Raw genomic sequence first — 24,798 nt, 5'->3', positions numbered from 1 at the left:
CGGGGGCACCGGCGCCGGGCCGGCGAGGGCCGTCGTCCCGCGGGTGTGCGCGGGCGCGTGCCGGCCGGCGTCCGGGAGGTCGATCGCCGCCGTGCCGAGGGTGCTGAACAGCTCCTCGGCGGACGGCGCGGCGCCGCCCGGCCGGTCGGCGTGCGGCCCGTCCGCGGGCGCGTCGGGTGCGGTCACCGGGCCATCATGCCCGGCCGGGCCTCCCCCGGGGCGCGCCTCGGGCAGGGCTGTGCCCCGGCCACCGGTCCGGTCACGGGCTCTGGGTGCCCACCGCGACCGTGGGCGTGCCCGTCCTGGTCGGCCTCGTCCGGGTGGGCCGGGTCGGGGTCGGCTCGGTCGTCGGGCTCTCGGTGAGCGTCGGCGTCGGGGTCTGGGTCTGGGTGGGCGTCGCCGTCGGCGACTGCGTGCCCGGATCCGTCGCCGTCGGCGTCGAGGGCGGCGCCGGGTTGATCTTCTGCCCGATCGGCTTGGCGTCCGGGAACTGCTTGACCGGCTGGCCGTCGAGCGCCTGGGACATGAAGTCGGTCCAGACCCGAACCGGGAACGACCCGCCGGTGATCTCGCCGAAGCCGCCGAAGCCGTCGAGCTCGACCGGGGTGCCCTCCTCGGACTCTCGGTACATCGCGACCGACGTGGCGAGCTGCGGGGTGAAGCCGGTGAACCAGGCCGACATGTTGCTCGACGAGGTACCGGTCTTGCCGGCGACCGGGCGGCCGAGCTGCAGGGCGTAGGTGCCCGAGCCGCGCTTGACGACCTGCTCCATCGCCTCGATCGCGTTCGCCGTGACGTTCGGGTCGAAGACCGGCTGCGGCTTGCCCTTGAAGCTGTAGACCTGCTTCTTCGTCTGGTGCGCGACGATCTTCACGAGCGAGTGCTGCGTCGTCCGCCGGCCGTTGTTCGCGATCGTCGAGTAGGCGTGCGCCATGTCGATCGGGTGCGGCGAGAAGGTGCCGAGGACGTTGGCGAGGTTGGGCTCGAGCCCGTTCGTCGTCCTCGGGAGGCCGGCGCACACCGCGGCGTCCTGGGTCTGCGCCGGGCCGACCTCCTTGTTGAGGGCGACGTAGACGGTGTTCACCGAGCTCGCCGTCGCCTTGCGCAGGTCGATGAAGCCGTACTGGCTGTTGCCGAAGTTGCGCACCGGCCGCTCGTAGCCCTTGAAGTCCTGCGGGCTGCGACCGTCGAACCGGCTGTCGAGGTTGATCGCGGTCTCCTCGTCGATCCGGGGCTTGCAGGCCCCGATCGTCTGCTTGCCGCGCAGCGCGGCGAGGAGGGCGAACGGCTTGGCCGTCGAGCCGGCCTGCATGATGTCCTGCGTCGCGCCGTTCTGCTGCCGCTCGAGGAAGTCCTCGCCGCCGTAGATCGAGCGGACCTCACCGGTCGCGACGTCGATCGTCGCCATCGAGATCCGGGTGCCCTTCGGCCACGACTTCTTCGCCGGGAGCGTCTCGTCGACGGCCTTGACGGCGTCGTCCATGAGCTTCTTGTCGAACGTCGTGTAGATGTCGAAGCCGCCGGTGTCGAGGGTCTTGCCGTCGATGCCGTTCGGGTACTCGCTCGTGCGGACCGCCGCGGCCTCCTTGCGCACCATGGCGAGCAGGTAGCCGCGGTAGCCGGCGGGGGTCGTCGACGGCTTGTACTTGATGATCTTGGGGAACTTGAGCTTCGCGGCCTCGTCGGCGCTGATCCGGCCCTCGGACACGAGACCGTCGACGACGAACTGCCAGCGCTCCTTGGCCCGCGGCTTGGAGTCGCCGCCGTCCAGCGGGTCGTAGAGCTCCGGGCCGTTGATGATGCCCGCGAGGTAGGCCGACTCGCTGACCGTGAGCTTGTCGACGTTCTTGCCGAAGTAGGCCTTCGAGGCGGCCTGCACGCCGTTCGCGCCGCGGCCGAAGTAGATCGTGTTGAGGTAGCCCTCGAGGATCTGGTCCTTGGTGAACTTGCGGCCGACCTTGAGCGAGATGAACAGCTCCTTCACCTTGCGGGTGTAGGTGCGGTCCGAGCTCAGGTAGTAGTTCTTCACGTACTGCTGGGTGATCGTCGAGCCGCCCTGCAGCGAGCCGCCCTGCGCGTTGTTGAGCAGCGCCCGGACCATGCCCGGGACCGAGATGCCGCTGTTGCTCTCGAAGGTCCGGTCCTCGGAGGCGTAGACGGCGTACTTCAGCGAGTCGGGGACCTGCTTGATCGTGACGAGGGTGCGGTTCTCCTCCTGGAAGCGGCCGAGCACCGAGCCGTCCCGGAAGTAGACCGTCGACGTCTGGAAGGTCGCGCTCTGCTTGCCGTCAGGGATCGGCGTCGAGGCGTAGGCGACGAAGAACATGCCCAGCACGAGCGCCGTCCCGGCGAGGAGCAGCGAGCCGACGAGCTTCCACGACGGGATCCATCGCGTGAAGCCGCGGCGGGCCTGCCGCGGGTAGTCGACGAACCGCCTGCGCGGCGGCTTCCCGCCCGGCCGGCCGGTCCTGCCGGTCGGCGTCCGGCCGCCCTGCGGCGACCGGCCGGGGGGACCACCGAGGCCCTGACGGCCGCGCGGGTCGACGTACTGGGGGGCGCCATACCCGGCGTTGCCCCGGGTGGGGGTGCCGCCCGGGAAGTCCCGGGAGACGCCTCGTCGGCCGGAGGGCCGTGCCACGATGTCTGATCCTTCTGTCGTCCGTCTGTCGGTCCTCGCCGCCGGTCTCCCCCCGTGGGGCCCGTCGTGGGGCACCGTTGCCGGGCCGGTCACGTGCCCGCCCAGTATGGGCACACTCCCCCGGCGGCATCGAAACGTGCACGTCAGAGCATGCCCTGCCCACGGAGGACGCCCCGCGGGCCTCCGAGGTTGCACCGCCGAGTGTCATCGAACGATCACGGGGCGTGCTCGTCGGCCCCTTCCGGGGCGCGGCACCGGCAGGTTCCGCGGATCACCGTGGAACCACGCGGGCCCTGCGTACGATCACAGCGCATGACCCTGTTCATCGTCGTCGGCGCCGTGGGCCTGGTGCTGCTCGTGGCGTCGGTCGTCGTCGGCGAGATCTTCGACGGCCTCTTCGACGCCCTGCCCGGTGACGTCCTCTCGACCGCCGTCGTCGCCGGTTTCCTCGCTGCCTTCGGGTTCGCGGGCTCCGTCGCGGTAGGCAGCCTCGGCACGGCCGGCGCGACCGGCGTGGGCGTCGTCGCCGGCGCGCTCGTCGGGGGTGTCGCGGGCTGGCTGACACGCGGCCTGACCCGCTCGCGCACGGACGCGACGCCGACCGGCACCGATCTCCTGGGCCTGCCCGGAACCGTTGTCACACAGGTGCCGTCGCAGGGGTACGGCGAGGTCAGCGTGACCGTGGCGGGGCACCTCACCAAGCTCAACGCCCGCGCCGACGAGGTGCTCCTCGTCGGGACGCCGGTGCGCGTCACCGCGACCCTGTCGCCGACGTCCGTCATGGTCGTCCGCCGGGCGTAGCCGGGCAGCGGTCGCCGCCGGGCGGCCGCGCAGGAAGCGAGACACAGCAAGGAACCGCCGGGGGGAGGTCCTCCGGCGCGTGACGGGCCGCAGGAACGCGGCCCAAGGAAGAGGCTCGGGTGGACCTGTTCGGGTCGTCGGCCGTGATGTCGGTCCTCGGCATCGCCGTCCTGCTCATCCTCGTCGTCGCGCTCGTCACCCAGCGGTACAAGGTGGCCGGCCCGAACGAGGCGTTCATCATCACCGGTCGGCGCGGCAAGGAGGTGCGCAACGCCGACACGGGAGCGGTCTCCACCGACCTGTCCGGCCAGAAGGTCGTCATGGGCGGCGGGGTCTTCGTGCTGCCCTTCGTGCAGCGCCGCTACACCCTCGACCTGTCGAGCCGGCGGATCCCGGTGCAGATCCGCGGCGCCGTCTCCGGCCAGGGCGTCAAGCTCAACCTCGAGGGCGTCGCGATCGTCAAGGTCGGTGGCAACGTCGACTCGATCCGTGCCGCCGCGCAACGGTTCCTCACGCAGCAGGCCGACATCGAGTCCTTCACGACCGAGGTGCTCGCCGGTGCGCTGCGCTCGATCGTCGGCGGCCTCACCGTCGAGCAGATCATCCGGGACCGGGGCGCCTTCGCCCAGCGCGTCGCGGACGAGTCGGAGGCGTCCCTCACCGGGCAGGGCCTCGTGCTCGACACCTTCCAGATCCAGGACATCACGGACGACGGCTCCTACCTCATGGACCTCGGGCGGCCCGAGGCGGCCCGGATCCAGCAGGAGGCAGCCGTCGCCGAGGCGGGGGCCCGTCGGGCTGCCGAGCAGGCCCGGATCATCGCCGAGCAGGAGATCGCCGTCGCGCAGCGCGCGCTCGCCCTCAAGCAGGCCGAGATCAAGGCCGAGACGGACGCCGCCCAGGCCCAGGCCGCAGCGGCCGGCCCGCTCTCGCGCGCCGAGCGCGACCAGGCGATCCTCGCCGAGCAGGAGAAGGTCGCCGTCCGGCAGGCCGCCCTCACCGAGCGCGAGCTCGACACCCAGGTGCGCAAGCCTGCCGACGCCCAGCGGTACAAGGTCGAGCAGGAGGCCGAGGCGCGCCGCAGCTCGGCGATCGCGGACGCCGACGCCCGCAAGACCGCGGCCATCGCGGCCGCGCAGGCGGACGCCGAGAAGGCGCGCATCACCGGTGAGGCCGAGAAGGCCCGCCGGACGGCGCTCGCCGACGCCGAGGCGATCGAGGGTGCGCGGCGCGGTGACGCCGAGAAGGCCCGCCGGGTCGCCGAGGCCGACGCCCTGCGGGCCGAGGGCGAGGCGGAGGGCGCAGCGATCCTCGCGCGCGGGAACGCCGAGGCCGAGGCCATGGAGAAGAAGGCGACGGCGTACGGGCGGTACAACGAGGCCGCCGTCCTCCAGATGCTCGTCGAGGTGCTGCCGAAGGTCGCCAAGGAGGTGGCGTCCCCGATGGCCGCGATCGACTCGCTCACGGTGCTCTCGACGGACGGCGCCGCCGCGCTCCCCCGACAGGTCGCCGACAACCTGACCCAGACCCTCGCGATGCTCAAGACGACGACGGGCCTGGACCTCGGGCAGATCGTCCAGAAGTTCGCCGGGGCCGCGGCGGGTGCCGCGTCCGGCGTCGCTCCCGGGACGACGGGCACGAACGGCTCGGTGGCCGGCCAGGCGCTGGGGGCCGAGAAGCCGCCGACCGACTGACGCGCGAGCCCGCAGCACCCCGCAGCACCCGCAGCGCCGCACACACCCACGAGGCCCGGACGGTCCGCCGTCCGGGCCTCGTCGCGTCATGGCGCGGTTCACAGCCCGGTCGACTGGACAGATATATCGAGCCGATACATCATGGCGATGCAGACATGGATGCACGCTTGTCAGGTCCGAGCGTGTGACCAGCAGTGAAACATCACGTGCGCCGGATCACCAGACGGTCGCCACGTGACGTGCACGACGACAGACCTGACGACTGGTCCGGCGACGAGCGGAGGAGGAACGGTGGCCCGCAGGTCCGACGTCCTCGAGCTCGCCGTCCTCGGGCTGCTCCAGGAGTCCCCGCTGCACGGCTACGCGCTGCGCAAGCGGCTCAACGACCGGCTCGGCGTCTTCGCGGCGCTGTCCTTCGGGACGCTCTACCCCGCGCTGCGCACCCTGCTGACGCGGGGCTGGATCCGGGAGAGCGCGGCGACCGAGGTCGACGGCCCGACCCTCGGCCGAAGGGCGCGGATCGTCTACGAGATCACCGCCGAGGGCAAGGAGCACTTCCAGGCCCTCGTCTCCTCCCCCGGCCCGGACGCGTGGGAGGACGGCACGTTCGACGTCCACTTCGCGTTCTTCGCCCGCACGGACGCCGCGACCCGGCTTCGCATCCTGGAGAACCGCCGGCTGCGGCTCACCGAGCGGATGGAGACCGCGCGGCAGGCCAGGCTGCGCAACCGCGAGCGCCTCGACGAGTACACCCTCGCGCTGAAGTCCCTCGGCGAGGAGGCGGTCGAGCACGAGGTGCGCTGGCTCAGCGAGCTCATCGACTCCGAGCGCGCGAGCAACATGACGCACCTCGACGACCCCGACAAGCCGGATCCGTCCGACCCCAGGGCGGTACCGCCCACCTGACCGTTCGTGCCCGGGCGCCCACCAGGCGCACGGGCCTGCGCCCCCGCCCACTCACCCACCGAGTGGGGACCCGCACCAGAAGAGGAGCACCACATGGGATCCGTCCGCGTCGCCATCGTCGGCGTCGGCAACTGCGCCGCGTCGCTCGTCCAGGGCGTGCACTACTACCGGGACGCCGACCCGGCGGGCTCCGTGCCCGGCCTCATGCACGTGACGTTCGGCGAGTACCACGTGAGCGACATCGAGTTCGTCGCCGCGTTCGACGTCGACGGCAAGAAGGTCGGCCTGGACCTGTCCGAGGCCATCGGCGCCAGCGAGAACAACACGATCAAGATCTGCGAGGTGCCGCCGCTCGGCGTGCCGGTGCAGCGCGGCCACACCCTCGACGGCCTCGGCAAGTACTACCGCGAGACGATCACCGAGTCCGACGAGGAGCCGGTGGACGTCGTGCAGGTGCTGCGCGACCAGCGGGTCGACGTCCTCATCTGCTACCTGCCCGTCGGTTCCGAGGCCGCGGCGAAGTTCTACGCGACGTGCGCCATCGAGGCGAAGGTGGCGTTCGTCAACGCGCTGCCCGTCTTCATCGCGTCGGACCCGGTGTGGGCCAAGAAGTTCGAGGACGCCGGCGTCCCGATCGTCGGTGACGACATCAAGAGCCAGGTCGGCGCGACGATCACGCACCGCGTCATGGCGCGTCTGTTCGAGGACCGCGGCGTCGTCCTCGACCGGACGTACCAGCTGAACGTCGGCGGCAACATGGACTTCAAGAACATGCTCGAGCGCGACCGTCTCGAGTCGAAGAAGATCTCCAAGACGCAGGCCGTGACGAGCAACCTCGACCACGACCTCGGCGCGAAGAACGTGCACATCGGCCCGTCGGACTACGTGCAGTGGCTCGACGACCGCAAGTGGGCGTACGTCCGCCTCGAGGGCCGCGCGTTCGGCGACGTCCCGCTCAACCTCGAGTACAAGCTCGAGGTGTGGGACTCCCCGAACTCGGCCGGCGTCATCATCGACGCGCTGCGCGCCGCGAAGATCGCCAAGGACCGCGGCGTCGGCGGTCCGGTCATCTCCGCGTCGGCGTACCTCATGAAGTCGCCGCCGGTGCAGATCGAGGACCGTGAGGGCCGCGAGAAGCTCGAGGCGTTCATCCGCAACGAGGGCTGAGCCCCGACGCACCACCGCCGGCGGCGCGGCACCCACCCGGGTGCCGCGCCGGCGGCGGCAGGTGCCCGAGCCGGGTCGTCATGCCGAGGCACCGCGGGCCGCCGGTGCCGGTTCACACCGGGCGGAGGGCGCGGCGCTCAGTGCGCGTCGCGGGCGACGAACTCGATCCCGCGCTCGAGGGTCGGTACGCCCAGCAGCGTGATCCGCCCGCTCATCGCGCTCATGCCCCGCATCACGGCGGCGTTGAGACCGGTCACGCCGACGAGACCGGCCCGCAACGTGTGGGTCTGCAGCAGCCCGTGCTGGATCCGCTTGTACTCCGCGAGCTCGCCCGGGGCGGGGACGTACCGGCCGAGGGGCCGCAGGTCGATGAGCAGCCGGACCAGGCCGGGCGGCTCCTCGCGCAGGAGGACGCTCAGGTCGCGGACCAGCTCGGCGAGCTGCTCCCGGCCGGACCCGGCGGGGCACAGGAACAGGTAGCGGACACCGTCGTGCTCGCGCCACTCACAGGTCGCCGCCATCGGTGCTCCTCTCCTCCCGGTCTACCGGGGAGGTCGGGTGCGACGGTGGCCGTCTTGAGCGCCGATGGGCACCTGGACACCGACGGCTCCGCAGAGCGAGCACGCTGACGGTGAGCCACGACATGCAGACGTAGCTGGAGAGGTCACTTCCCGGACATCGACGTTCACGCAGGACCAGGTGGACGCGGACCGGTGCGGAGGCCGGGCTCCAGCCCGCCTGACACCCCCTTTCCGGCCCCTCAGAGGGAGATCGCTCTCGATATGCACGGTGATCTACCTCTGAGGGGCCGATCTGGGCGCCCTGCCGTCGTCGTCACGGTGCGCAGGGATCTAGCCTTGCCCCCGTGACGACCGGCGGGACCTACCTGGGCGACCTCCGGATCGTCCTGCGGGGCAGGGACTTCCGCCGCTTGTTCGCGACCCGCCTCGTCTCCCAGGCCGCGGACGGCGCGTTCCAGGCCGGGCTCGCGAGCCTGTTCTTCTTCTCCCCCGAGCGGGCCGCGACAGCCGGTGCGGTGGCGACCGCGTTCGCGGTGGCCGTCCTGCCGTACACCCTCGTCGGCCCGTTCGCCGGGGTGCTCCTCGACCGCTGGCGCCGCCGGCAGGTGCTCGTCGTGGCGAACCTCGTGCGGGCCGCGCTCGTCGTCGGGGTCGCCGCGCTCGTCGGTGCCGGCGTCGTCGGGGTGCCGCTCTACGTGGCCGTCCTCGTGTGCCTGTCCGTCAACCGGTTCATCCTCGCCGGGCTCGGCGCGAGCCTGCCGCACGTCGTCCCCGAGGACGAGCTCGTCATGGCGAACGCGGTCTCCCCGACGAGCGGCACGCTCGCCGCGCTGCTCGGCGGCGGGGTGGGGGTCGGCGTCCGGCTCGCGCTCTCCCCCGGCAACGGCACCGACGCGGTGATCCTCCTCCTCGCGGCGGCGGGGTTCGCTGCGGCGTCCCAGGTCGCGCGGCTCATGGACAAGGACCTGCTCGGGCCGGACGGCGCGCGCCGGCTGCCGTGGCACGACGTCGCCGAGGCGGCGGCCGGGGTCGCGCGCGGGTTCGTCGAGGCCCTGCACTACCTGCGGCACAAGCGCCGCCCGACGCTGGCGCTGGCCGCGATCGGCGGCCACCGGCTGGCCTACGGCGCGACGACCGTCGTCATCATCCTGCTGTGCCGCAACTACTTCACCGACCCGGCGGACACCGACGCCGGCGCGGCGCTGCTCGCGTCGATCTTCGTCGCGTCCGGGGTCGGGTTCTTCGTCGCGGCCCTCGTGACGCCGGTCGCGACCCGGCGGATGCGGATGGAGACGTGGATCGTCGTCTGCCTCGTCGCCGCAGCCCTCGTCGAGGCGACGTTCGTCGTCTTCCTCGACGTGACGACCGCCCTCGTCGGCGCCTTCGTCCTCGGCACCGCGGCGCAGGGCGCGAAGATCTGCGTCGACGCGATCGTCCAGGGCAGCGTCGAGGACGCCTTCCGCGGCCGGGTCATGTCGTTCTACGACGTCGTGTTCAACGTCGCGTCGGTCGTCTCCGCCGCGGTCTGCGCCACCGTGCTGCCGGCCGACGGGTACTCGCCGGGGGTCTACGTCGGGATCACGCTGCTCTATGCGCTCACCGCCGTGCTCTACGGCCGGTTCCACCGGCGCCGGTGAGCGGCGCCCGGGCCGCCGGGCGGAAAACCCGTGGCGGGTCCGATATGCCCGGTGCTGGACTGGGGGGATGTCCACGACGACCCGGCGCGGTGCCGTGACCCTCCGCACGCTCGACCTCGACGACCCGGCGGACGTCGTCCTCTTCCACCGGGCGTACGGGGAGGTCGACCTCGTCGCCGACCGGCACCTGCTCGGCGACCGGTCCGCACCGCGCTCCGCCGAGGACACCCTCGTCTCCGAGCGCGAGACCACGAGCTACCGCACGACCCGCGGCGTCGCCCTCGACGACGGCGGCTCACCGGTAGGCACCTGGCTCGTCGAGCTCACGGTCCACGACAACCTCGACATCGGTTTCGTCGACGTCACCGTGCACCCGGAGCACCGTCGCAGGGGCATCGGCAGCATCCTGGTGCAGCACACCGAGGCGCTCGTCCGCGCCGCGGGCCGGTCCGTCGTCCAGACCTGGCAGGGCACCGCCGTCGACCCGGCCGTCGAGGACCCGACGACCCCGTTCGCCACCCGGCACGGGTACACCTCGACCCTGCCGAGCCTGCGCAACGACCTCGACCTCGACCCGGGGCCGGACGGCCTCGCCCGGGCGCTCGCCCCGCTCGACGCCGAGACCGCCGGCCGCTTCGACGCCGCGACAGACCGCCTGGTGAGCGCCGACGGGCAGTACCGGCTCGTCACGTGGTGGAACGCCGTACCGGACGAGTACCTCGACGACCGCGCCTACCTGATCCAGCGGATGAGCACCGACGCCCCGGCCGGCGACATGACGATCGAGGAGGAGCGCTGGGACGGCGCCCGGGTCCGGGAGAACGAGGCGATCAGCCAGGCGCAGGGCAAGACCGTCGTCGAGACCGCCGCCGTGCACGTGCCCTCCGGGCGGCTCGTCGCGTTCACCGTGCTCGCCGTCCCCAAGCACCTGCCGGACCACGCGTTCCAGTGGGACACCCTGGTGCTCCGCGAGCACCGCGGGCAGCGGCTCGGGATGGCGATCAAGGCCGCGAACCTGCGGGCGCTCGCCGCACGGACGTCCGGGCTGCGCCGGGTGACCACGTACAACGCCGAGTCGAACGCACCGATGCTGCGCGTCAACCGCGCGATGGGGTTCCGCCCGGTGCTGCGGACGACGTGCTGGGAGAAGAGGACGGGCACCCATGCTCACGAGTGACCTGACGATCGCCGAGCTCGACGTCGACCGCGAGGAGGACGCGGCGCTCTACCGCCGGGCCCACGACGCCGCCGACGTCGCGTCGGCGCGACTGCTCCTCGGCGACCGGCACGGCGCCCGGACGGCCGACGAGGTCCTCGCGTGGGTCCGCACCGACGCCGCGCACGACAAGCGGATCGGCGTCGGGCTCGTCGACGGCGAGCCGGTCGCGACGTGGGGGCTGACCTTCTCCCGGCACGACAACCTCGACGTCGCCGACGTCGGGCTGAGCGTCGCGCCGGGGCACCGCCGGCAGGGTGTCGGCACCCGGCTCCTGGAGCACGCCGAGGCGATCGTCCGCGAGACCGGACGGGGCGTCGTCCAGGCCTGGGAGCTGCTGCCCGCCGGCGAGGGCGACGAGGACCCGACGACCGCGTTCGCGACCCGGCACGGCTACCGGTCGACGCTGCCGAGCCTGCGCAGCGACCTCGACCTCGACCCGGACGACGCCACCGCCCTCGACCGGGCGCTCGCACCGCTCGACGCGGAGGCCGGTGACCACCTCGACCCCGACTACCGGCTCGTCACGTGGTGGTGGGACCGCGAGCCGCACGCCTGGCTCGAGGAGCGCGCCCACCTCCAGCGCCGGATGAGCACGGACGCCCCGACCGGCGACATGACGTCCGAGGAGCAGCGCTGGGACGCCGAGCGGGTCCGGGCCTGGGAGGGCACCGCCACCGCCCAGGGCCGGGCGGTCGTCGACACGGCCGTGCTCCACGTGCCGTCCGGCCGGCTCGTGGCGTTCACCCAGATCGGGGTGCCGTCGGCCGCCCAGGAGCACGCCTACCAGTGGAACACCCTCGTGCTCCGGGAGCACCGCGGCCACCGGCTCGGGATGGCGATCAAGGCCGCCAACCTGCGCGCGGCCGTCGAGCGGTTCCCGCAGGTCCGGCGGATCACGACGTACAACGCGGCGTCCAACGCCCCGATGCTCCGGGTGAACCTCGCGATGGGGTTCCGGCCCGTGGCCCGGGAGACGTGCTGGGAGAAGACGCTCGGCTGAGGCCGGCGGGCGGCCGGCCGGCGGTCAGCCGGTCGGCTGCTGGGTCTTCCACCACTCGACGAGGAGCGTGCGCGCCTCGTCGGGGTCGAGCGGCCCGCGGTCGAGCCGCAGCTCCTTGAGGAAGGTCCAGGCCCGGCCGACGTCGCGGCCCGGGCCGATCCCGAGGACCTCCATGATCGCGTTGCCGTCGAGGTCGGGGCGGACCGAGTCGAGCTCCTCCTGCTCGCGCAGGGCGGCGATCCGGGCCTCGAGGTCGTCGTAGGCGCCGGCGAGGCGGGCGGCCTTGCGCCGGTTGCGCGTCGTGCAGTCCGAACGGGTCAGCCTGTGGAGCCGGTCGAGGAGCGGGCCTGCGTCCGTGACGTAGCGGCGGACGGCGGAGTCGGTCCAGGCGCCCTCGCCGTAGCCGTGGAACCGCAGGTGCAGCTCGACGAGGCGCGCGACGTCCTTGACCGTCTCCTTGTCGAACCGCAGCGCCTTGAGCCGCTTCGCGGTGAGCTTGGCGCCGACGATCTCGTGGTGGTGGAAGGAGACCCCGCCGCCCTCCTCGAACCGCCGCGTCGCCGGCTTGCCGATGTCGTGGAGCAGCGCCGCGAGCCGCAGCACGAGGTCCGGGCCGGGCACGGCGCCGTCCGGGCCGTCCTCGAGGGCGATCGCCTGGGCGAGCACGGTGAGCGAGTGCTCGTAGACGTCCTTGTGCCGGTGGTGCTCGTCGACGACGAGCTTGAGCGCCCCCACCTCGGGGACGACGTGCGCGGCCAGCCCGGTGTCGACGAGCAGCTCGATGCCCGGGCGCGGGTCGGGCGCCAGCAGCAGCTTCTCCAGCTCCACCCGCGAGCGCTCGACGGCGACGATCGTCAGGCGGTCGGCCATGTCGTGCATCGCGCGGACGGCGTCCGGGTCGACGGCGAAGCCGAGCTGGGCGGCGAACCGGGCGGCCCGCATCATCCGCAGCGGGTCGTCGCCGAACGACTCCTGCGGGGTCCCGGGGGTGCGCAGCCGGCGGGCGACGAGGTCGGCGAGGCCGTCGTGCGGGTCGACGAACGTCATCGACGGCAGCTCGACGGCCATCGCGTTGACGGTGAAGTCGCGGCGGCGCAGGTCGCCCTCGAGGGAGTCGCCGAACACGACCTGGGGCTTGCGGGACGTCGGGTCGTACTCCTCGGACCGGTACGTCGTCACCTCGACGATGACGTCGCCCTTGCGGGCGCCGATCGTGCCGAACTCCTTGCCGATGTCCCAGTGGGCGTCGCCCCACCGCTTGAGGACGGCGATCGTGTCGTCCGGGCGGGCGTCGGTCGTGAAGTCGAGGTCGGGCGAGCTGCGGGCGAGGACGGCGTCCCGCACCGGGCCGCCGACGAGGGCCAGCCGGTGGCCCGCCCGCTCGAAGAGCACGCCGAGCTCGCCGACGACCGGGTCGAGCACGAGGAGGGCGGCCGCGAGCCGGCGCCGTGCCTCGTCGACGGACGACGGCACGAGCAGCAGGGACGGGGACGGCGGCACGACCGTCAAGCCTGCCAGATCCCGGCGCCCGTCCCTGACCGGATTCCTGCGGACCGGTCGCAGGATCGGTCGCGGCAGACCTTCGGGGGCGGCCGGGTGAAGGGGGTGCCCCATTACAGTGAAGGGCATGTCCCGACCGTCCCGGCCCTCGCGCGACCAGCGACGGTCGATGCCGACGGTCGAGGAGCTCTCCGCGGGCGGCCTCGTCGTGGACCTCGCGCGCGCCCGGCCGTGCGCGGCCGTGATCGCCCGGGTCAACCGGGCCGGCCGGGTCGAGTGGTGCCTGCCCAAGGGCCACCTGGAGGACGGCGAGACGCCCGAGCAGGCCGCCGTCCGGGAGATCGCCGAGGAGACCGGCATCCACGGCCGGCTGATCTGCGCGCTCGGGACGATCGACTTCTGGTTCTCCGCCGAGGGCCGGCGGATCCACAAGCGGGTCCACCACTACCTCCTCGAGGCCACCGGCGGTGAGCTGACGGTCGAGGGCGACCCGGACCGGGAGGCGGTCGACGTCGCCTGGGTGGCGCTCGACGACCTCGGGCGCGTGCTCGAGTTCCCCAACGAACGCAAGATCGCGCGGGCCGCGACCGCGCGCCTCGCGGACACCGCGTGAACGCCCCCGCGGTGACCGGCGCCGCCGTCCGGACCCCGGGGCCGCCGGGTCTGCCGGGTCTGGTCCGGGTGCTGGCCGCCGCGGCGGGCGCCGTCGCGACGGTGCTGGCCGCGGCCTCCCCCGGCGCCGCCCTGGCGACCCCGTTCACCGAACCGCCGCCGGCCGCCGCCGCGATCGCCGACGCGGCGCCGCAGCGGTCCGCGACGTCCACGGGCGACGGCGCCGTCACGGTCACCGGTCTCACCCCGGGCACCCTTGTGCCCGGGGCCGTGCTCACGGTGACCGGCACGGTGCGCAACACGACCCGGTCGACGCTCGGGGCGCTGAGCGTCGACGTCCACATCCGGCCCGAGCGGATCCGCAGCCGGGCCGCGATCGAGGCGTGGGCCGCGGGCGAGGGCGACGAGTTCCCCGGCAAGATCGTCGTCACGACGAAGATCGCCGGGCGGCTCGCCCCGGGCGCGACCGCGACCTTCACCGCCCGCAAGGAGGTCGACACCTCGTTCGGCCTGCCCGACGGGTCGGCGTCCTTCGGGCCGCGCGGCGTCACCGTGGAGCTCGTCGGTGCGGCGGTGCGGGCCGGCACGCCCGCGAGCGCGGACGCCGCCGGGCGCCGCAGCGTGGTCGGCGCGCAGCGGACCTTCACCGTGTGGAGCCCCGAGGCGGCCCCGCCGACGCTGCGGCTCGGCGTCCTCGTGCCGCTCGTCTCCACCCGCCCGGTCCCGGACGTCTCGGCCCCCGACGCGCAGACCCTCGAGGACCTCTCCCCCACCGGCCGGATCGGCCGGCTGACCCGGGTCGCCGCGACGACCCCGGGGCTGACCTGGGCCGTCGACCCCGCGCTGCTGCTCGCGGCCTACCGCGCGGGCCGGGCCGACGACGACGGCACCGGCACCGGGACCGCCACGGCGACGCCGTCCGGCACGGCCTCGGCCCCCGCGGACGGCGCGCCCACGACGTCCGCCGGGGCCGGCGGCACGGGCGGCGACGGTGCGGGGACGACGTCCGGGGACGTCTCGGCCCAGGTGCCCGGCGCGCAGGAGTGGCTCTCGACGGTCAAGGAGTCGATCGGCCGGCAGGACGTCCGCGCCCTGCCGTTCGGCGACCCCGACCTGGCCGCGCTGGCCCGCGCCAAGCAGCCCGACCTGCTCACCGCCGCGCTCACCGCCGGGGACAGCGCGGCCCGGACGGCGCTCGGCGCGGCGCTGCCGTCCGGCCTCGCCTGGCCCGTCGACGGGTTCGCCGACCGCGCGACGGCGGACCTGGTCGCCCGCACCGGGCTCACCGACCTCGTCCTCGCCGGCGCCGCGCAGCCCTCGACCGGGGGGCCGGACGTCACGCCGCTGCCCCGCAGCAGCGTCACGGTCACCGACGGCACGGTCGGCGGGCTCGTCGCGGACGACGTGATGTCCTCGGCGTTCGCCGCCGCGGGCCGCGGCGGCGACGCCCTGGCCCAGCAGCGGCTCGTCGCCGACCTCGCGGCGACCGCCCGGGAGTCGCTCGACGCCCCCGCGGCGGCCGGCGGCACCGGGCGCAGCGTGCTCGTCGTCGCCCCCCGGGACTGGCGGGTCGACGGCTCGAGCCTGTCCCAGGTGCTCGCGACGCTGCGGTCGACGTCCTGGGTCGCGCTCACCACGGCCGGCAGCCTGCGGACCGAGGCCGCGGGCCGGACGAGCGCCCGCACCCTGAGCTACCCCGCCGCCGCGCGCAAGGCCGAGCTCGCCGCCGACGCGCTGCGGCTCGTCGCGTCGTCCCGCCGCCGGCTGGCCCGCTTCGCCCCCGCGCTCGTCGACCCGGACCCCGTCGTCCGGCCGCTCGAGCGCGAGTCGCTCTCCCTGGCCGGCACCGCGTGGCGCAGCGACCCGCAGCGCCTCGACGCCCGCACCCGCAACCTCGGGCGGGCCGTCGACCGGCTCTACGGCGGGGTCCGGGTCGCCGTCGGGAGCTCGAAGAACCTGCTGGCGCAGACCGGCAACCTGCCTGTCACCGTGCAGAACGACCTCGACGTCGACGTCCGGGTCGTCGTCGCGCTGCGGCCGCGGTCCGGCCGGCTCGTCGTCGACGAGGCGGTGCCGGTGACCGTCGGGGCCAAGGCCCAGCGGCAGGCCCTCGTGCCGGTGCGGGCCATCGCTGACGGCGACGTCGACGTCGACGTCACGCTCCTCACGCCGGACCTGCGGCAGGTCACCGAGCCCGTGACGATCCCGGTCCGGGTGCGCAGCGACTGGGAGAACCGCGGCATCGCCGTCGTCGGCGGCGGCCTCGTGCTGCTGCTCGTCGTCGGCCTGGTCCGCGGCGTCCGTCGCGGCCGCCGGCCCTCGGTGCCGCTGGACACCGTGCCCGACCCGGACGACGTCGGGCGCGTCCTCGTCGACGACACCGGCCGGGTGCTCGCCGAGGCGGACGGCGCCCCGGCGGACGACACCCCGGCGGACGACACCCCGGCGGACGATGCACCGCCCGCTGCCCGGCCGCTCGACGTCGTCCCCCGGGACGGTGCCCGATGAGCGACCAACGACCCGACCGGCGACCCGGCCCGGGCCAGGACGAGTGGACCGGGCCCGTGCAGCGCAGCGCGCCGAGGGCCCGCGGCCGCGGCCGGCACGTCGCCGACAAGCGGACCTCGGAATGGGACTGGGAGGTCTCGCTCCCGCCGGCGGCCCCCGGAGCGACGCCGGTCATGCAGCCGCCGGAGACGATCCCGACCGGGATCGACCTGTCGGACCTGGCCCGGACCGCCTACGCCGAGCACGTCGCGGCCGCCGGCCCGGTCGGCACCCCCGGCAGCCGGCCGTACCCGAGCCGCCGGTCGCTGCGGGCCGCCGGCGCCGCGACCAGCGTCGACGAGCTGCCGAGACCACCAGGCGGACCGGGCGGACCAGGCGGTCCGGCACCGGGCGGGGTTGCGGGCGACGCGGAGGCGTCCGGAGCACCGACAGTGCCGGGAGCGCGGGACGGGCAGCAGGACGCGGCGGGGGCCGGGTCCACCGCCGCGGTCATGCGCAGCAGCGCCCTCATGGCCGCGGGCACCCTCGTCTCGCGGATCCTCGGGATGGCCCGGGCGATCGTCGTCGCATGGGCGATCGGCCTCGAGCTCGTCGGTGACACGTTCACGACCGCGAACACGATCCCGAACAACCTCTACATCCTCATCGCGGGCGGCGCGCTCAACGCCGTCCTCGTGCCCCAGATCAGCCGGGCGATGAAGCGCGGCGAGCCGGGCCGGGAGTACGTCGACCGGCTGCTGTCGATGTCGGTCGTCATCCTCGCGGTCGCGACGCTGCTCATCACCGCGGCGGCACCCCTGCTCGTCCTCCTGTACTCCGACAAGTGGGGGCCCGAGCAGCTCGCGCTCGGCGTCGCGTTCGCGTTCTGGTGCCTCCCGCAGGTCTTCTTCTACGGGCTGTACACGCTGCTCGGGCAGGTGCTCAACGCGCGCGGCTCGTTCGGGCCGTACATGTGGGCCCCGGTCGTCAACAACGTCGTGGCGATCCTCGGCGTGCTCTGCTTCGTCGCCGTCGCGGGCGCCGACCCGAAGGGCGACCAGCCGATGTCGGCGTGGTCGCCCGGGCTCATCGCGCTCTTCGCGGGGACGGCGACCCTCGGCGTCGCCTCGCAGGCGCTCGTCCTCGTGCCGGTGCTGCGGCGCAGCGGCTTCACGTTCCGGTTCCGCTGGGGCCTGCGCGGCGTCGGTCTCGGGACCGCGAGCACGGTCGCCGGCTGGACCTTCGCCGCCGTCCTGGTCGCCCAGCTCGGGTACATCGTCGCGTCGAAGACGGTGAACGCCGGTGGTGTCGCCGCGGCCACGAACGGCGGGAAGGGCGCCGGCCGGATCATCTACGACAGCGCCTACCTGATCTTCGTGCTGCCGCACTCGCTCGTCGCCGTCTCGCTCGTCACCGCGATCTTCACCCGGATGTCCCGGGCGGCGGCCGACGGCCGGCGGGACGACGTCCGCGCCGACCTGTCGCTCGGCCTGCGCACGGTCGGGATCGCGACCGTGCTCGCCGCGGCCGGGTTCCTCGTGCTCGCCCGGGACCTCGCCTTCGTCATGTTCGGCGCGAGCAGCCGGGAGCAGACCGACGTCATCGGCTGGACCGCGACGGCGATGGGCATCGGGCTCGTCGCCTACTCCGCGCAGTACCTGGCGCAGCGGGTGTTCTACGCCTACGAGGACGCGAAGACCCCGTTCGGCGTCCAGCTCGTGCAGACCCTCGTGTGGGTGGGCGGGGTGCTGCTCGTCCGCTGGCAGCTGGACGGCGCCCAGATCGTCGTCGGCGCGGGTGCCGCGCTCGCGCTCTCGCTCGTCGTCGGCGCCACCATGTCGCTGGCCCAGGTGCGGGTCCATCTCGGCGGGGTCGGCGTCGCGCAGATCGTCCGGACCCACGTGCGGCTCGTCGTCGGTGCCGCCCTCGCGGCAGTCGCCGGCTGGTCGGTCAAGGTGTTCGTCCTCGCGTGGCTCGGCCAGGGTGCCGGGGCCGTCGCCCTCGGGCTCGTCGTCGCGGGGCTCGTCATGGTCGTCGTGTACGTCGCGGTGCTCAAGGTGCTCCAGGTCCGCGAGCTCGACGACCTCGTCGAGCCGTTCGTCGGGCGGCTGCGGCGCCGCTGACCCGCACGGGTGGTTCCGTTCAACCCCGAGGTGTGTCGCGCCGACACAGTCGTCCATGACCGGGCTGACGGGCTGGCTCACGGCGGGGGTCGCCCTCGCCGCGGTGTCCCTCGTCGGCTTCGACGCCGTCTCGGTCGGGGCGACCCGGCTCTCCGGCGCGGACCTCGCCGCCGCGGCCGCGTCCCGGGCGAGCGGCACGCTCGCGCGGACCGGCTCGGTCGAGCGCGCCTACGCGGACGGCGTGGTGCGGGTGCACGAGAGCGACCCGACGGCGACCGTGCCGCGGGAGAGCTTCCGGGTCGACGCGGACGGCGGCGTGCACCTCGTCGTCCGGCGGACGGCCCGCACCCACCTGCTCGCCCGGGTGCCCGCGCTGCGGGACCGCGCGGTCGTCGAGGTCGACGGGAGCACACCCCCGGCGCCCTGACCCGGGCGCACGGGAGCCAGGGATCCGGACCACCACGATCCGTTCCGCAATCGTTACCCCACGTCACGCGTCCCGCGGATTCGCTGGCCGCGCAGCGTAGGCGCCGACCACCGAGCGTCTCCGGCGCACCGTGCGGCGACGTCCGGGGACTCTCGACGGTGCCAGTACGGCGCCGGTCGGCCTAGCATGGGGGCCGCCGGATGCCTTCGGATGGGGCTGACGGCGTCTTCGGAGGGGAGTACGGGGCTGGACGGCGTCGGCCAGGGATACGTCCTCGCAGGACGGTACCGACTCGAGGAGCGGCTCCAGGCCGGCTCCGGCGGGTCGCTGTGGCGTGCCGTCGACCAGACCCTCGATCGGCCGGTCGTCGTCCGGGTGCTCGACGCGGCCCACCCCCAGTCCGAGGACATCGTCGACGCCGCGCGGCGCGCGGCCCTCGCCGAGGACCCCCGCCTGGTCCGCATCCTCGACGTCGGCTCGCAGGCCGTCCCGCGCGGGCACGCGACGTACATCGTCAGTGAGCACGTCAACGGCCGCAGCCTCGCCGACGCCGTCGCCGCTGCACCGCTGCGCGCCGAGACGGCCCGCCGGATCATCGGCGAGGCGTCCCAGGCGCTCGCCCGCGCCGGCAGCCGCGGCCTGCACCACATGCGCCTCGACCCCGGATCGGTGTGGATCACGAGCGACGGGTCGGTCAAGGTCTCCGGGACGGCGATCGACGCCTCGGTCGCCGGGATCGAGCTCGAGACGTCCCAGGCCGCCGAGCGGGCGGACACCGTCGGGCTCGTCAGCGTCCTCTACGCGGCGATCACCGGCCGCTGGCCCGGGGACCAGACGACGGCGCTCGGGGCCGCCCCGCGGGTCAACGGCCGGCCGGTCGCCCCGGGCGACCTCGTCGCCGGGATCCCCAACGACCTCGACACGCTGTGCTCGGTGACGCTCGGCCCGCACGACGACGGCCCGCGCACCCCGGCCGAGCTCGCCGACCAGCTGGCCCCGTGGGCCCGCAGCGCCCAGCTCACCGACCCGCGCGGCCTCGCGCTGAACAGCCCGGACCGGCCCGCGCCGCGCCCGGCCCCCAAGCCGGTGCAGCACCCGCCGGTCCGGCCCGCGGCCAGGCCCGCCGCTCCGGTGGCGCCACCGCCGCCGGTGCGCCGTCCCGCCGGCGGCCGTCCCGTGGTGCCGCCGTTCCCGGAGCCGTCGCCCGACCGCTCCCGCCCGGCACCGCACCACGCCCGGCCCGCCGCGCACCAGCCTTCGGCACCGGCCGCCGTCCAGACGCCGCCGGCCGAGATCCGGCTGCCGCAGACGCCGGCGCCGGTCTCGGCGGCCCCGAGCGCGCCGGCCGCGTCCCGGCCGTCGGCGCTGCCGCAGCCCCAGCAGCAGCCCCAGCACGCCCAGCAGCAGCCCGCCCCCGAGCGGGTCCAGCGCCGGGCCGCCGACCTCTTCCAGCCCGCGGCCGACAACGGTGCCGGCTACGGCTACGCCACGAACGGCACCGACCCGTACTCCGACGCGCCCTTCGGGGTCGTCGGGACGGCGGGCGGCGGCGGTCCGTGGACGGGCTTCGGCAAGGCGGACGAGGGCGAGGAGTACCTCGGGCCGTTCCTGCCGCCCGCACCGCTGACCCGGCCGACCCGTGACCAGTCCCGGCTCGTCCTCGGGATCGTCGCCGGGGTCGTCGTCGTGCTGCTCGCCGTGGCCCTGTGGTCGCTGCGCGACTTCGGCAGCGGCGGCGACGAGGCCGGCGGCGTCACGCCGGTGCCGTCGACGTCCGGCCCGTCGGTGCCCACGCCGTCCTCCGGGCCGTCCTCGTCGGTGAGCCCCTCGCCGTCCACGTCCCCGACGGCGTCGTCGGCACCGCCCGTCATCGACGGCGTCCGCGCCCTCGACCCGCTGGGCGACGACGAGGAGAACGACGCGCTCGTCTCCCGCGCCGTCGACGGCGACCCGGACACCGCCTGGCGCAGCTCGCAGTACAAGACGCAGTCCTTCGGCGGCCTCAAGGACGGCCTCGGGCTCGCGCTCAAGCTCGAGGAGCGCGCGACCGTCACCGAGGTCGACATCGACACCCGGGGCAGCGACGGCGTCCTCGAGCTGAGGCTCGCCGACGGACCGGACTTCGAGGGGTCGACGGTCATCGCGAGCGCCCCGATCTCGGACGGCAGGGCCGTGCTCCGGCCGACCACCCCGATCGCCTCCCAGTGGCTCATCCTGTGGGTGACGCGGCTGCCCGAGGTCGACGGCCAGGGGCAGCTGTTCGTCTCCGACATCCAGCTGCGGTGACCCGAGGAGCCCGGCCGTGACCACCGACCCGCGGGACGACCGCGCCCTGATGGCCGACCACGTGGCCGGCGACGCAGGGGCGTTCGCCGTCCTCGTCGCCCGGCACCGGGACCGGCTCTGGGCCGTGGCCATGCGCACGCTCGGCGACCGCGAGGAGGCGGCCGACGCGCTCCAGGACGCCCTCATCTCGGCCTTCCGCAACGCGGCCAGCTACCGCGGCGAGGCGGCCGTGACGACGTGGCTGCACCGCGTCGTCGTCAACGCCTGCCTGGACCGGGTGCGCCGCCGGCAGGCCCGCCCCACCGTCCCGCTCGGGGACACCGAGGTCGCGCACCGCCGTGACGACCACCACTCGACCGAGGTGCGGCTCGACGTCCGGGCGGCGCTCGCGACCCTGCCGCCCGCCCAGCGGGCCGCGATCGTCCTCGTCGACATGGAGGACATGTCCGTCGCCGAGGCCGCCCAGGTGCTCGGCGTCGCCGAGGGCACGGTGAAGTCGCGCTGCTCGCGCGGCCGGGCCGCCCTCGCCCTGATCCTGCGCCCGCAGCGGGCCGTCGCGACCGGCCAGAACGGTGGGAACCGCGGACCGGCCCCGCACGTCGCACACCCGGAGGCGCCCCCTGGCGACACGGTGCCTCCGACCTCGGTGACCGACGGCAAGGGCTGGTGAATCACGTGACGAGCGACGGATCGGGTGCGATGCACCCCGACGTCAACGCGCTCGCGGACCTCGCGGCCGACGTCCTCCCCGTCGAGGAGGCCCGCGCGGTCGAGGCGCACGTCATCGCGTGCCCCGACTGCGCCGACCTCCTCGCCGACGCGGAGCGCGTGCGACCCCTCCTCCTCTCCGACGACGTCGGCCCCATGCCGGACGACGTCTGGGCGCGACTGTCCGGTGCCGTCGCGGAGGAGGCCGCCGCCCGGTCGGCGCTGGTCGGCCCCCCGGTCCCGATGTCCCCGGTGCCCGCCCCCGAGGCCGCGCCGTGGGACCAGCACTGGCAGGTCACGCAGGCCCCCGAGTGGGGCGAGGCGGCCGCGCCGTGGACCGGCCAGGAGAACGGCTGGGACCGCAGCCCGCTCGACCCGGGCGGTGCCGCCGCCGCGGCGGCCGCCCCTGACGGCACGGTCCGGGACCAGCACGCCGTCCAGCCGCAGGTCCCCGCGCACGACCCGACCTGGGACGCCACGCAGATGTGGGACAGCTTCGACCTGCGGGCCGGCTCCACCGCCCGGCGGGCGGCGCCGGACGACGCCCCGGTCGCGGCCCCGGCGGCCGCACCCGCGGGCGGTGGCGCCGCCGACGGCGACGAGACCACCGGGTACACCCGCGTCATCCGCCCCGTCGGCGACCTCAACCCGTCCGGGCTCAACCCGTCGGCGCCCGGCGGCGAGCGCTCGGCGGAGACGACGAGCACGTTGCCGGCCCTCGGCAGCAGCCGGGTCTCCGGCCTGCGGCGCCCCGGCCGGGCCGGCGGCCCGAGCCGGCGCGACGTCCGCGACAGCAGCCGCGCCGAGAACGGCGTCGTGACCCGGCTGCGCAAGGTCGACCTCGGCAAGCGCGCCCCGCTGCTCGCGGCCGCGGCCGGTGTCGTCGTCGCGGTCGGCCTCGGCGGCATCGTCTGGACGGCGCTCGGCGGCGGCTCGGACGCGGGCGACGGCGGCCAGGCCGCCCCCCCGACCCTGCCCCCGGTGTCCGCACCCGTGCTCGCGAGCGGCCGCAACTACACGGAGAAGAGCCTCGGAGGCGACGCCGACAAGCTCGCCAAGGAGGCCTCGAGCAGCAGGCCGAGCGTCGGGGCCTCGATGGCGGCGAACGGGACCCAGTTGTCGCAGCCGGCCGTGCTCGCCCGCTGCCTGGACGCCCTCAACGCGGGCGACCAGACCCCGCTCGCCGTGGACATCGCCCAGTACCAGAACCGGGAGGCGGCGATCATCGTCCTGCGGGGCGAGGACGGCGGCTACGAGGTGTGGGCGGTCTCCCGCGACTGCGGCTCCGGCGACGAGGCCCCGCTGCACTTCGTCGTCGTCCCGAAGGCATGACGGTACGACCGGGAGTACGACCGGGGGTATGCCGCAGGGTGTCCGGTCGCACTCCGGGATCACGGCGCCCGGGGGAACACCGGCCCCGTACGATCGGTTGACGATGACCGGGTGCCGCGGACGCGGCGGCCCGTACGCCCGGGTGACCGGGCCTGCCGAGCACCGCAGGGAGACGACGTGAGCACCGACGCCGGCACGATCCGGGACGTCATCATCATCGGGTCCGGCCCCGCCGGGTACACCGCGGCGATCTACGCCGCGCGGGCCGACCTCAAGCCGCTCGTCTTCGAGGGCTCGGTCACCGCCGGCGGCGCGCTCATGAACACGACCGAGGTCGAGAACTTCCCCGGCTTCCCGGCCGGCATCCAGGGCCCGGAGCTCATGGAGAACCTCCGCGGCCAGGCCGAGCGCTTCGGCGCCGACCTGCGGCCCGAGGACGTCGTGGCCGTCCGGCTCGACGGCGAGGTCAAGGAGGTCGACACCGGCGACGAGCAGTACGGCGGGATCACCACCCACCGCGCCCGCGCCGTGATCCTCGCGACCGGCTCGGCCTACCGCGAGCTCGGCCTCGAGAACGAGAAGCGGCTCTCCGGGCACGGCGTCTCGTGGTGCGCGACGTGCGACGGCTTCTTCTTCCGCGACCAGGACATCGCCGTCGTCGGCGGCGGCGACTCCGCGATCGAGGAGGCGACGTTCCTCACCCGGTTCGCCCGGTCGGTGACGCTCGTGCACCGCCGCGACAGCCTGCGTGCCTCGAAGATCATGCAGGAGCGCGCCTTCAACGACCCCAAGCTGAAGTTCTCGTGGGACAGCGAGGTCGTCGACGTCCTCGGCGACGCGAAGCTCACGGGCCTGTCGCTGCGCAACCTCAAGACCGGCGAGGTCTCGACGCTCGACGTCACGGGCCTGTTCGTCGCGATCGGCCACGACCCGCGGGTCGAGCTGTTCTCCGACCAGGTGTCCCTCGACGAGGCCGGCTACGTCGCCGTCCAGGGCCGCACCTCGCGGACGTCGGTGCCCGGCGTCTTCGCCTGCGGCGACGTCGTCGACCACGAGTACCGGCAGGCCATCACCGCGGCCGGTTCGGGGTGCGCGGCCGCACTCGACGCCGAGCGGTACCTCGCGGCGCTGGCCGACGAGAGCGACGCCGACCGTGAGGGCGCCGCGCACTCCGCGGCCGTCACCGCGGCCGCCGTCAGCGCCTGAGACGGCTTGATCCGCACCGAGAGTTCACGACCCGGCCGGTCCGCCTGGGCCGCAGCGCGCCCGGGATCTGGCAGCATCGTCCGGGCACTCACCCGGACGGCCGAGACCTGGTGACCCCAGGTCGCACGGCTCCACCGACAGTCACGGCGCACCACCGGCACCGGGGTACGACGCCCCGGCCGCCACGAGGAGAGGGAGCACCCATGAGCAGCAAGACCGTCACCGACGACACGTTCGCGAACGACGTCCTCCAGTCGTCCAAGCCGGTCGTGGTCGACTTCTGGGCTCCGTGGTGCGGCCCGTGCCGCCAGGTCTCCCCGATCCTCGACGAGATCGCCGGCGAGTACGCCGAGAAGATCGACATCGTGAAGATCAACACGGACGAGAACCCGAAGGTCGCCGCGCAGTACGGCGTCACCGCGCTGCCGACGATCGCCGTCTACCAGAACGGCGAGATGGTGAAGTCGATCATCGGCGCCAAGCCGAAGGTCATCCTGCTGCGCGAGCTCGCGGACTGGATCGGCTGAGCGGCCG

At 74.4% G+C, this 24,798-nt stretch carries 20 protein-coding genes; 16 read left to right on the top strand and 4 right to left on the bottom strand.

Annotation, left to right across the window (positions count from 1 at the left end; genetic code table 11):
• Together EDJALFJO_RS17425 and EDJALFJO_RS17420 are read right to left on the bottom strand one after the other, a co-directional pair.
• Window positions 1-186: hypothetical protein (locus EDJALFJO_RS17425; protein WP_143448628.1), on the bottom strand; the 186-nt coding region annotated here is incomplete at its 3' end.
• 73 nt (window positions 187-259) lie between these two features.
• Window positions 260-2,638, bottom strand: a complete 2,379-nt coding sequence (locus tag EDJALFJO_RS17420) for a transglycosylase domain-containing protein (protein ID WP_088287530.1) — start codon at window positions 2,636-2,638, stop codon at window positions 260-262.
• A gap of 312 nt (window positions 2,639-2,950) precedes the next feature.
• Here EDJALFJO_RS17420 and EDJALFJO_RS17415 point away from each other — a divergent pair, with 312 nt between their 5' ends.
• From EDJALFJO_RS17415 to EDJALFJO_RS17400, 4 genes are all read left to right on the top strand, one after another.
• Window positions 2,951-3,439, top strand: coding sequence for a hypothetical protein (locus EDJALFJO_RS17415; protein ID WP_088287528.1), 489 nt, complete (start codon window positions 2,951-2,953; stop codon window positions 3,437-3,439).
• Between the two features lie 146 nt (window positions 3,440-3,585).
• A complete protein-coding gene (locus EDJALFJO_RS17410; RefSeq protein ID WP_088287555.1) occupies window positions 3,586-5,133 on the top strand; it encodes an SPFH domain-containing protein in 1,548 nt (515 codons plus the stop codon).
• Between the two features lie 291 nt (window positions 5,134-5,424).
• On the top strand, window positions 5,425-6,039 hold the full coding sequence (locus EDJALFJO_RS17405; protein WP_088287526.1) for a PadR family transcriptional regulator: 615 nt from the start codon (window positions 5,425-5,427) through the stop codon (window positions 6,037-6,039).
• Window positions 6,040-6,132: 93 nt separating this feature from the next.
• Complete coding sequence (locus EDJALFJO_RS17400; protein WP_088287524.1) at window positions 6,133-7,206, top strand: inositol-3-phosphate synthase; 1,074 nt, start codon at window positions 6,133-6,135, stop codon at window positions 7,204-7,206.
• 137 nt (window positions 7,207-7,343) lie between these two features.
• On the opposite strand, the gene EDJALFJO_RS17395 is transcribed toward EDJALFJO_RS17400, so the two are convergent.
• Window positions 7,344-7,727: a hypothetical protein gene (locus EDJALFJO_RS17395; RefSeq protein ID WP_088287522.1), complete on the bottom strand. Its 384-nt coding sequence runs from the start codon at window positions 7,725-7,727 to the stop codon at window positions 7,344-7,346.
• A 344-nt stretch (window positions 7,728-8,071) separates the two neighbouring features.
• Here EDJALFJO_RS17395 and EDJALFJO_RS17390 point away from each other — a divergent pair, with 344 nt between their 5' ends.
• From EDJALFJO_RS17390 to EDJALFJO_RS17380, 3 genes are all read left to right on the top strand, one after another.
• Window positions 8,072-9,364 carry an MFS transporter gene (locus EDJALFJO_RS17390; protein WP_198950394.1) on the top strand — a complete coding sequence of 431 codons (1,293 nt, stop codon included), beginning with the start codon at window positions 8,072-8,074 and terminating at the stop codon, window positions 9,362-9,364.
• A gap of 67 nt (window positions 9,365-9,431) precedes the next feature.
• Window positions 9,432-10,541: a GNAT family N-acetyltransferase gene (locus EDJALFJO_RS17385; RefSeq protein ID WP_088287520.1), complete on the top strand. Its 1,110-nt coding sequence runs from the start codon at window positions 9,432-9,434 to the stop codon at window positions 10,539-10,541.
• Window positions 10,528-11,583: a GNAT family N-acetyltransferase gene (locus tag EDJALFJO_RS17380; RefSeq protein WP_088287518.1), complete on the top strand. Its 1,056-nt coding sequence runs from the start codon at window positions 10,528-10,530 to the stop codon at window positions 11,581-11,583. Before EDJALFJO_RS17385 ends, EDJALFJO_RS17380 begins: the two co-directional genes overlap by 14 nt.
• 24 nt (window positions 11,584-11,607) lie before the next feature.
• Here EDJALFJO_RS17380 and EDJALFJO_RS17375 read toward each other — a convergent pair whose 3' ends face one another.
• Window positions 11,608-13,056: a CCA tRNA nucleotidyltransferase gene (locus EDJALFJO_RS17375; RefSeq protein WP_369812548.1), complete on the bottom strand. Its 1,449-nt coding sequence runs from the start codon at window positions 13,054-13,056 to the stop codon at window positions 11,608-11,610.
• 154 nt (window positions 13,057-13,210) lie between these two features.
• Between EDJALFJO_RS17375 and EDJALFJO_RS17370 the strand changes: the two genes are divergently transcribed.
• From EDJALFJO_RS17370 to trxA, 9 genes are all read left to right on the top strand, one after another.
• Window positions 13,211-13,696: an NUDIX hydrolase gene (locus EDJALFJO_RS17370; RefSeq protein ID WP_088287550.1), complete on the top strand. Its 486-nt coding sequence runs from the start codon at window positions 13,211-13,213 to the stop codon at window positions 13,694-13,696.
• Window positions 13,693-16,203, top strand: a complete 2,511-nt coding sequence (locus EDJALFJO_RS17365; RefSeq protein ID WP_088287514.1) for a DUF6049 family protein — start codon at window positions 13,693-13,695, stop codon at window positions 16,201-16,203. The genes EDJALFJO_RS17370 and EDJALFJO_RS17365 overlap by 4 nt, the downstream gene beginning before the upstream one ends.
• A complete protein-coding gene (gene murJ, locus EDJALFJO_RS17360) occupies window positions 16,200-18,305 on the top strand; it encodes a murein biosynthesis integral membrane protein MurJ (RefSeq protein WP_198950393.1) in 2,106 nt (701 codons plus the stop codon). Before EDJALFJO_RS17365 ends, murJ begins: the two co-directional genes overlap by 4 nt.
• Before the next feature lie 55 nt (window positions 18,306-18,360).
• On the top strand, window positions 18,361-18,732 hold the full coding sequence (locus EDJALFJO_RS17355) for a hypothetical protein (RefSeq protein WP_088287512.1): 372 nt from the start codon (window positions 18,361-18,363) through the stop codon (window positions 18,730-18,732).
• A 210-nt stretch (window positions 18,733-18,942) separates the two neighbouring features.
• Complete coding sequence (locus EDJALFJO_RS17350; RefSeq protein WP_088287510.1) at window positions 18,943-21,018, top strand: protein kinase family protein; 2,076 nt, start codon at window positions 18,943-18,945, stop codon at window positions 21,016-21,018.
• A gap of 49 nt (window positions 21,019-21,067) precedes the next feature.
• Complete coding sequence (sigM, locus tag EDJALFJO_RS17345; protein ID WP_088287546.1) at window positions 21,068-21,688, top strand: RNA polymerase sigma factor SigM; 621 nt, start codon at window positions 21,068-21,070, stop codon at window positions 21,686-21,688.
• 5 nt (window positions 21,689-21,693) lie between these two features.
• Complete coding sequence (locus EDJALFJO_RS17340) at window positions 21,694-23,058, top strand: hypothetical protein (RefSeq protein WP_143448627.1); 1,365 nt, start codon at window positions 21,694-21,696, stop codon at window positions 23,056-23,058.
• 177 nt (window positions 23,059-23,235) lie between these two features.
• Window positions 23,236-24,264, top strand: a complete 1,029-nt coding sequence (gene trxB / locus EDJALFJO_RS17335; protein WP_233149916.1) for a thioredoxin-disulfide reductase — start codon at window positions 23,236-23,238, stop codon at window positions 24,262-24,264.
• A 203-nt stretch (window positions 24,265-24,467) separates the two neighbouring features.
• Window positions 24,468-24,791 (top strand): thioredoxin, encoded by a 324-nt coding sequence (gene trxA / locus EDJALFJO_RS17330; protein ID WP_088287506.1) that lies wholly within the window; start codon window positions 24,468-24,470, stop codon window positions 24,789-24,791.
• The last annotated feature ends 7 nt before the right edge of the window (window positions 24,792-24,798 follow it).

The organism is Kineosporia sp. A_224 (assembly GCF_002198655.1).
Lineage (GTDB): Bacteria > Actinomycetota > Actinomycetes > Actinomycetales > Kineosporiaceae > R-H-3.
Note: the sequence above shows the minus strand (reverse complement) of the source record. Positions and strands in the feature narration are given on the sequence as shown.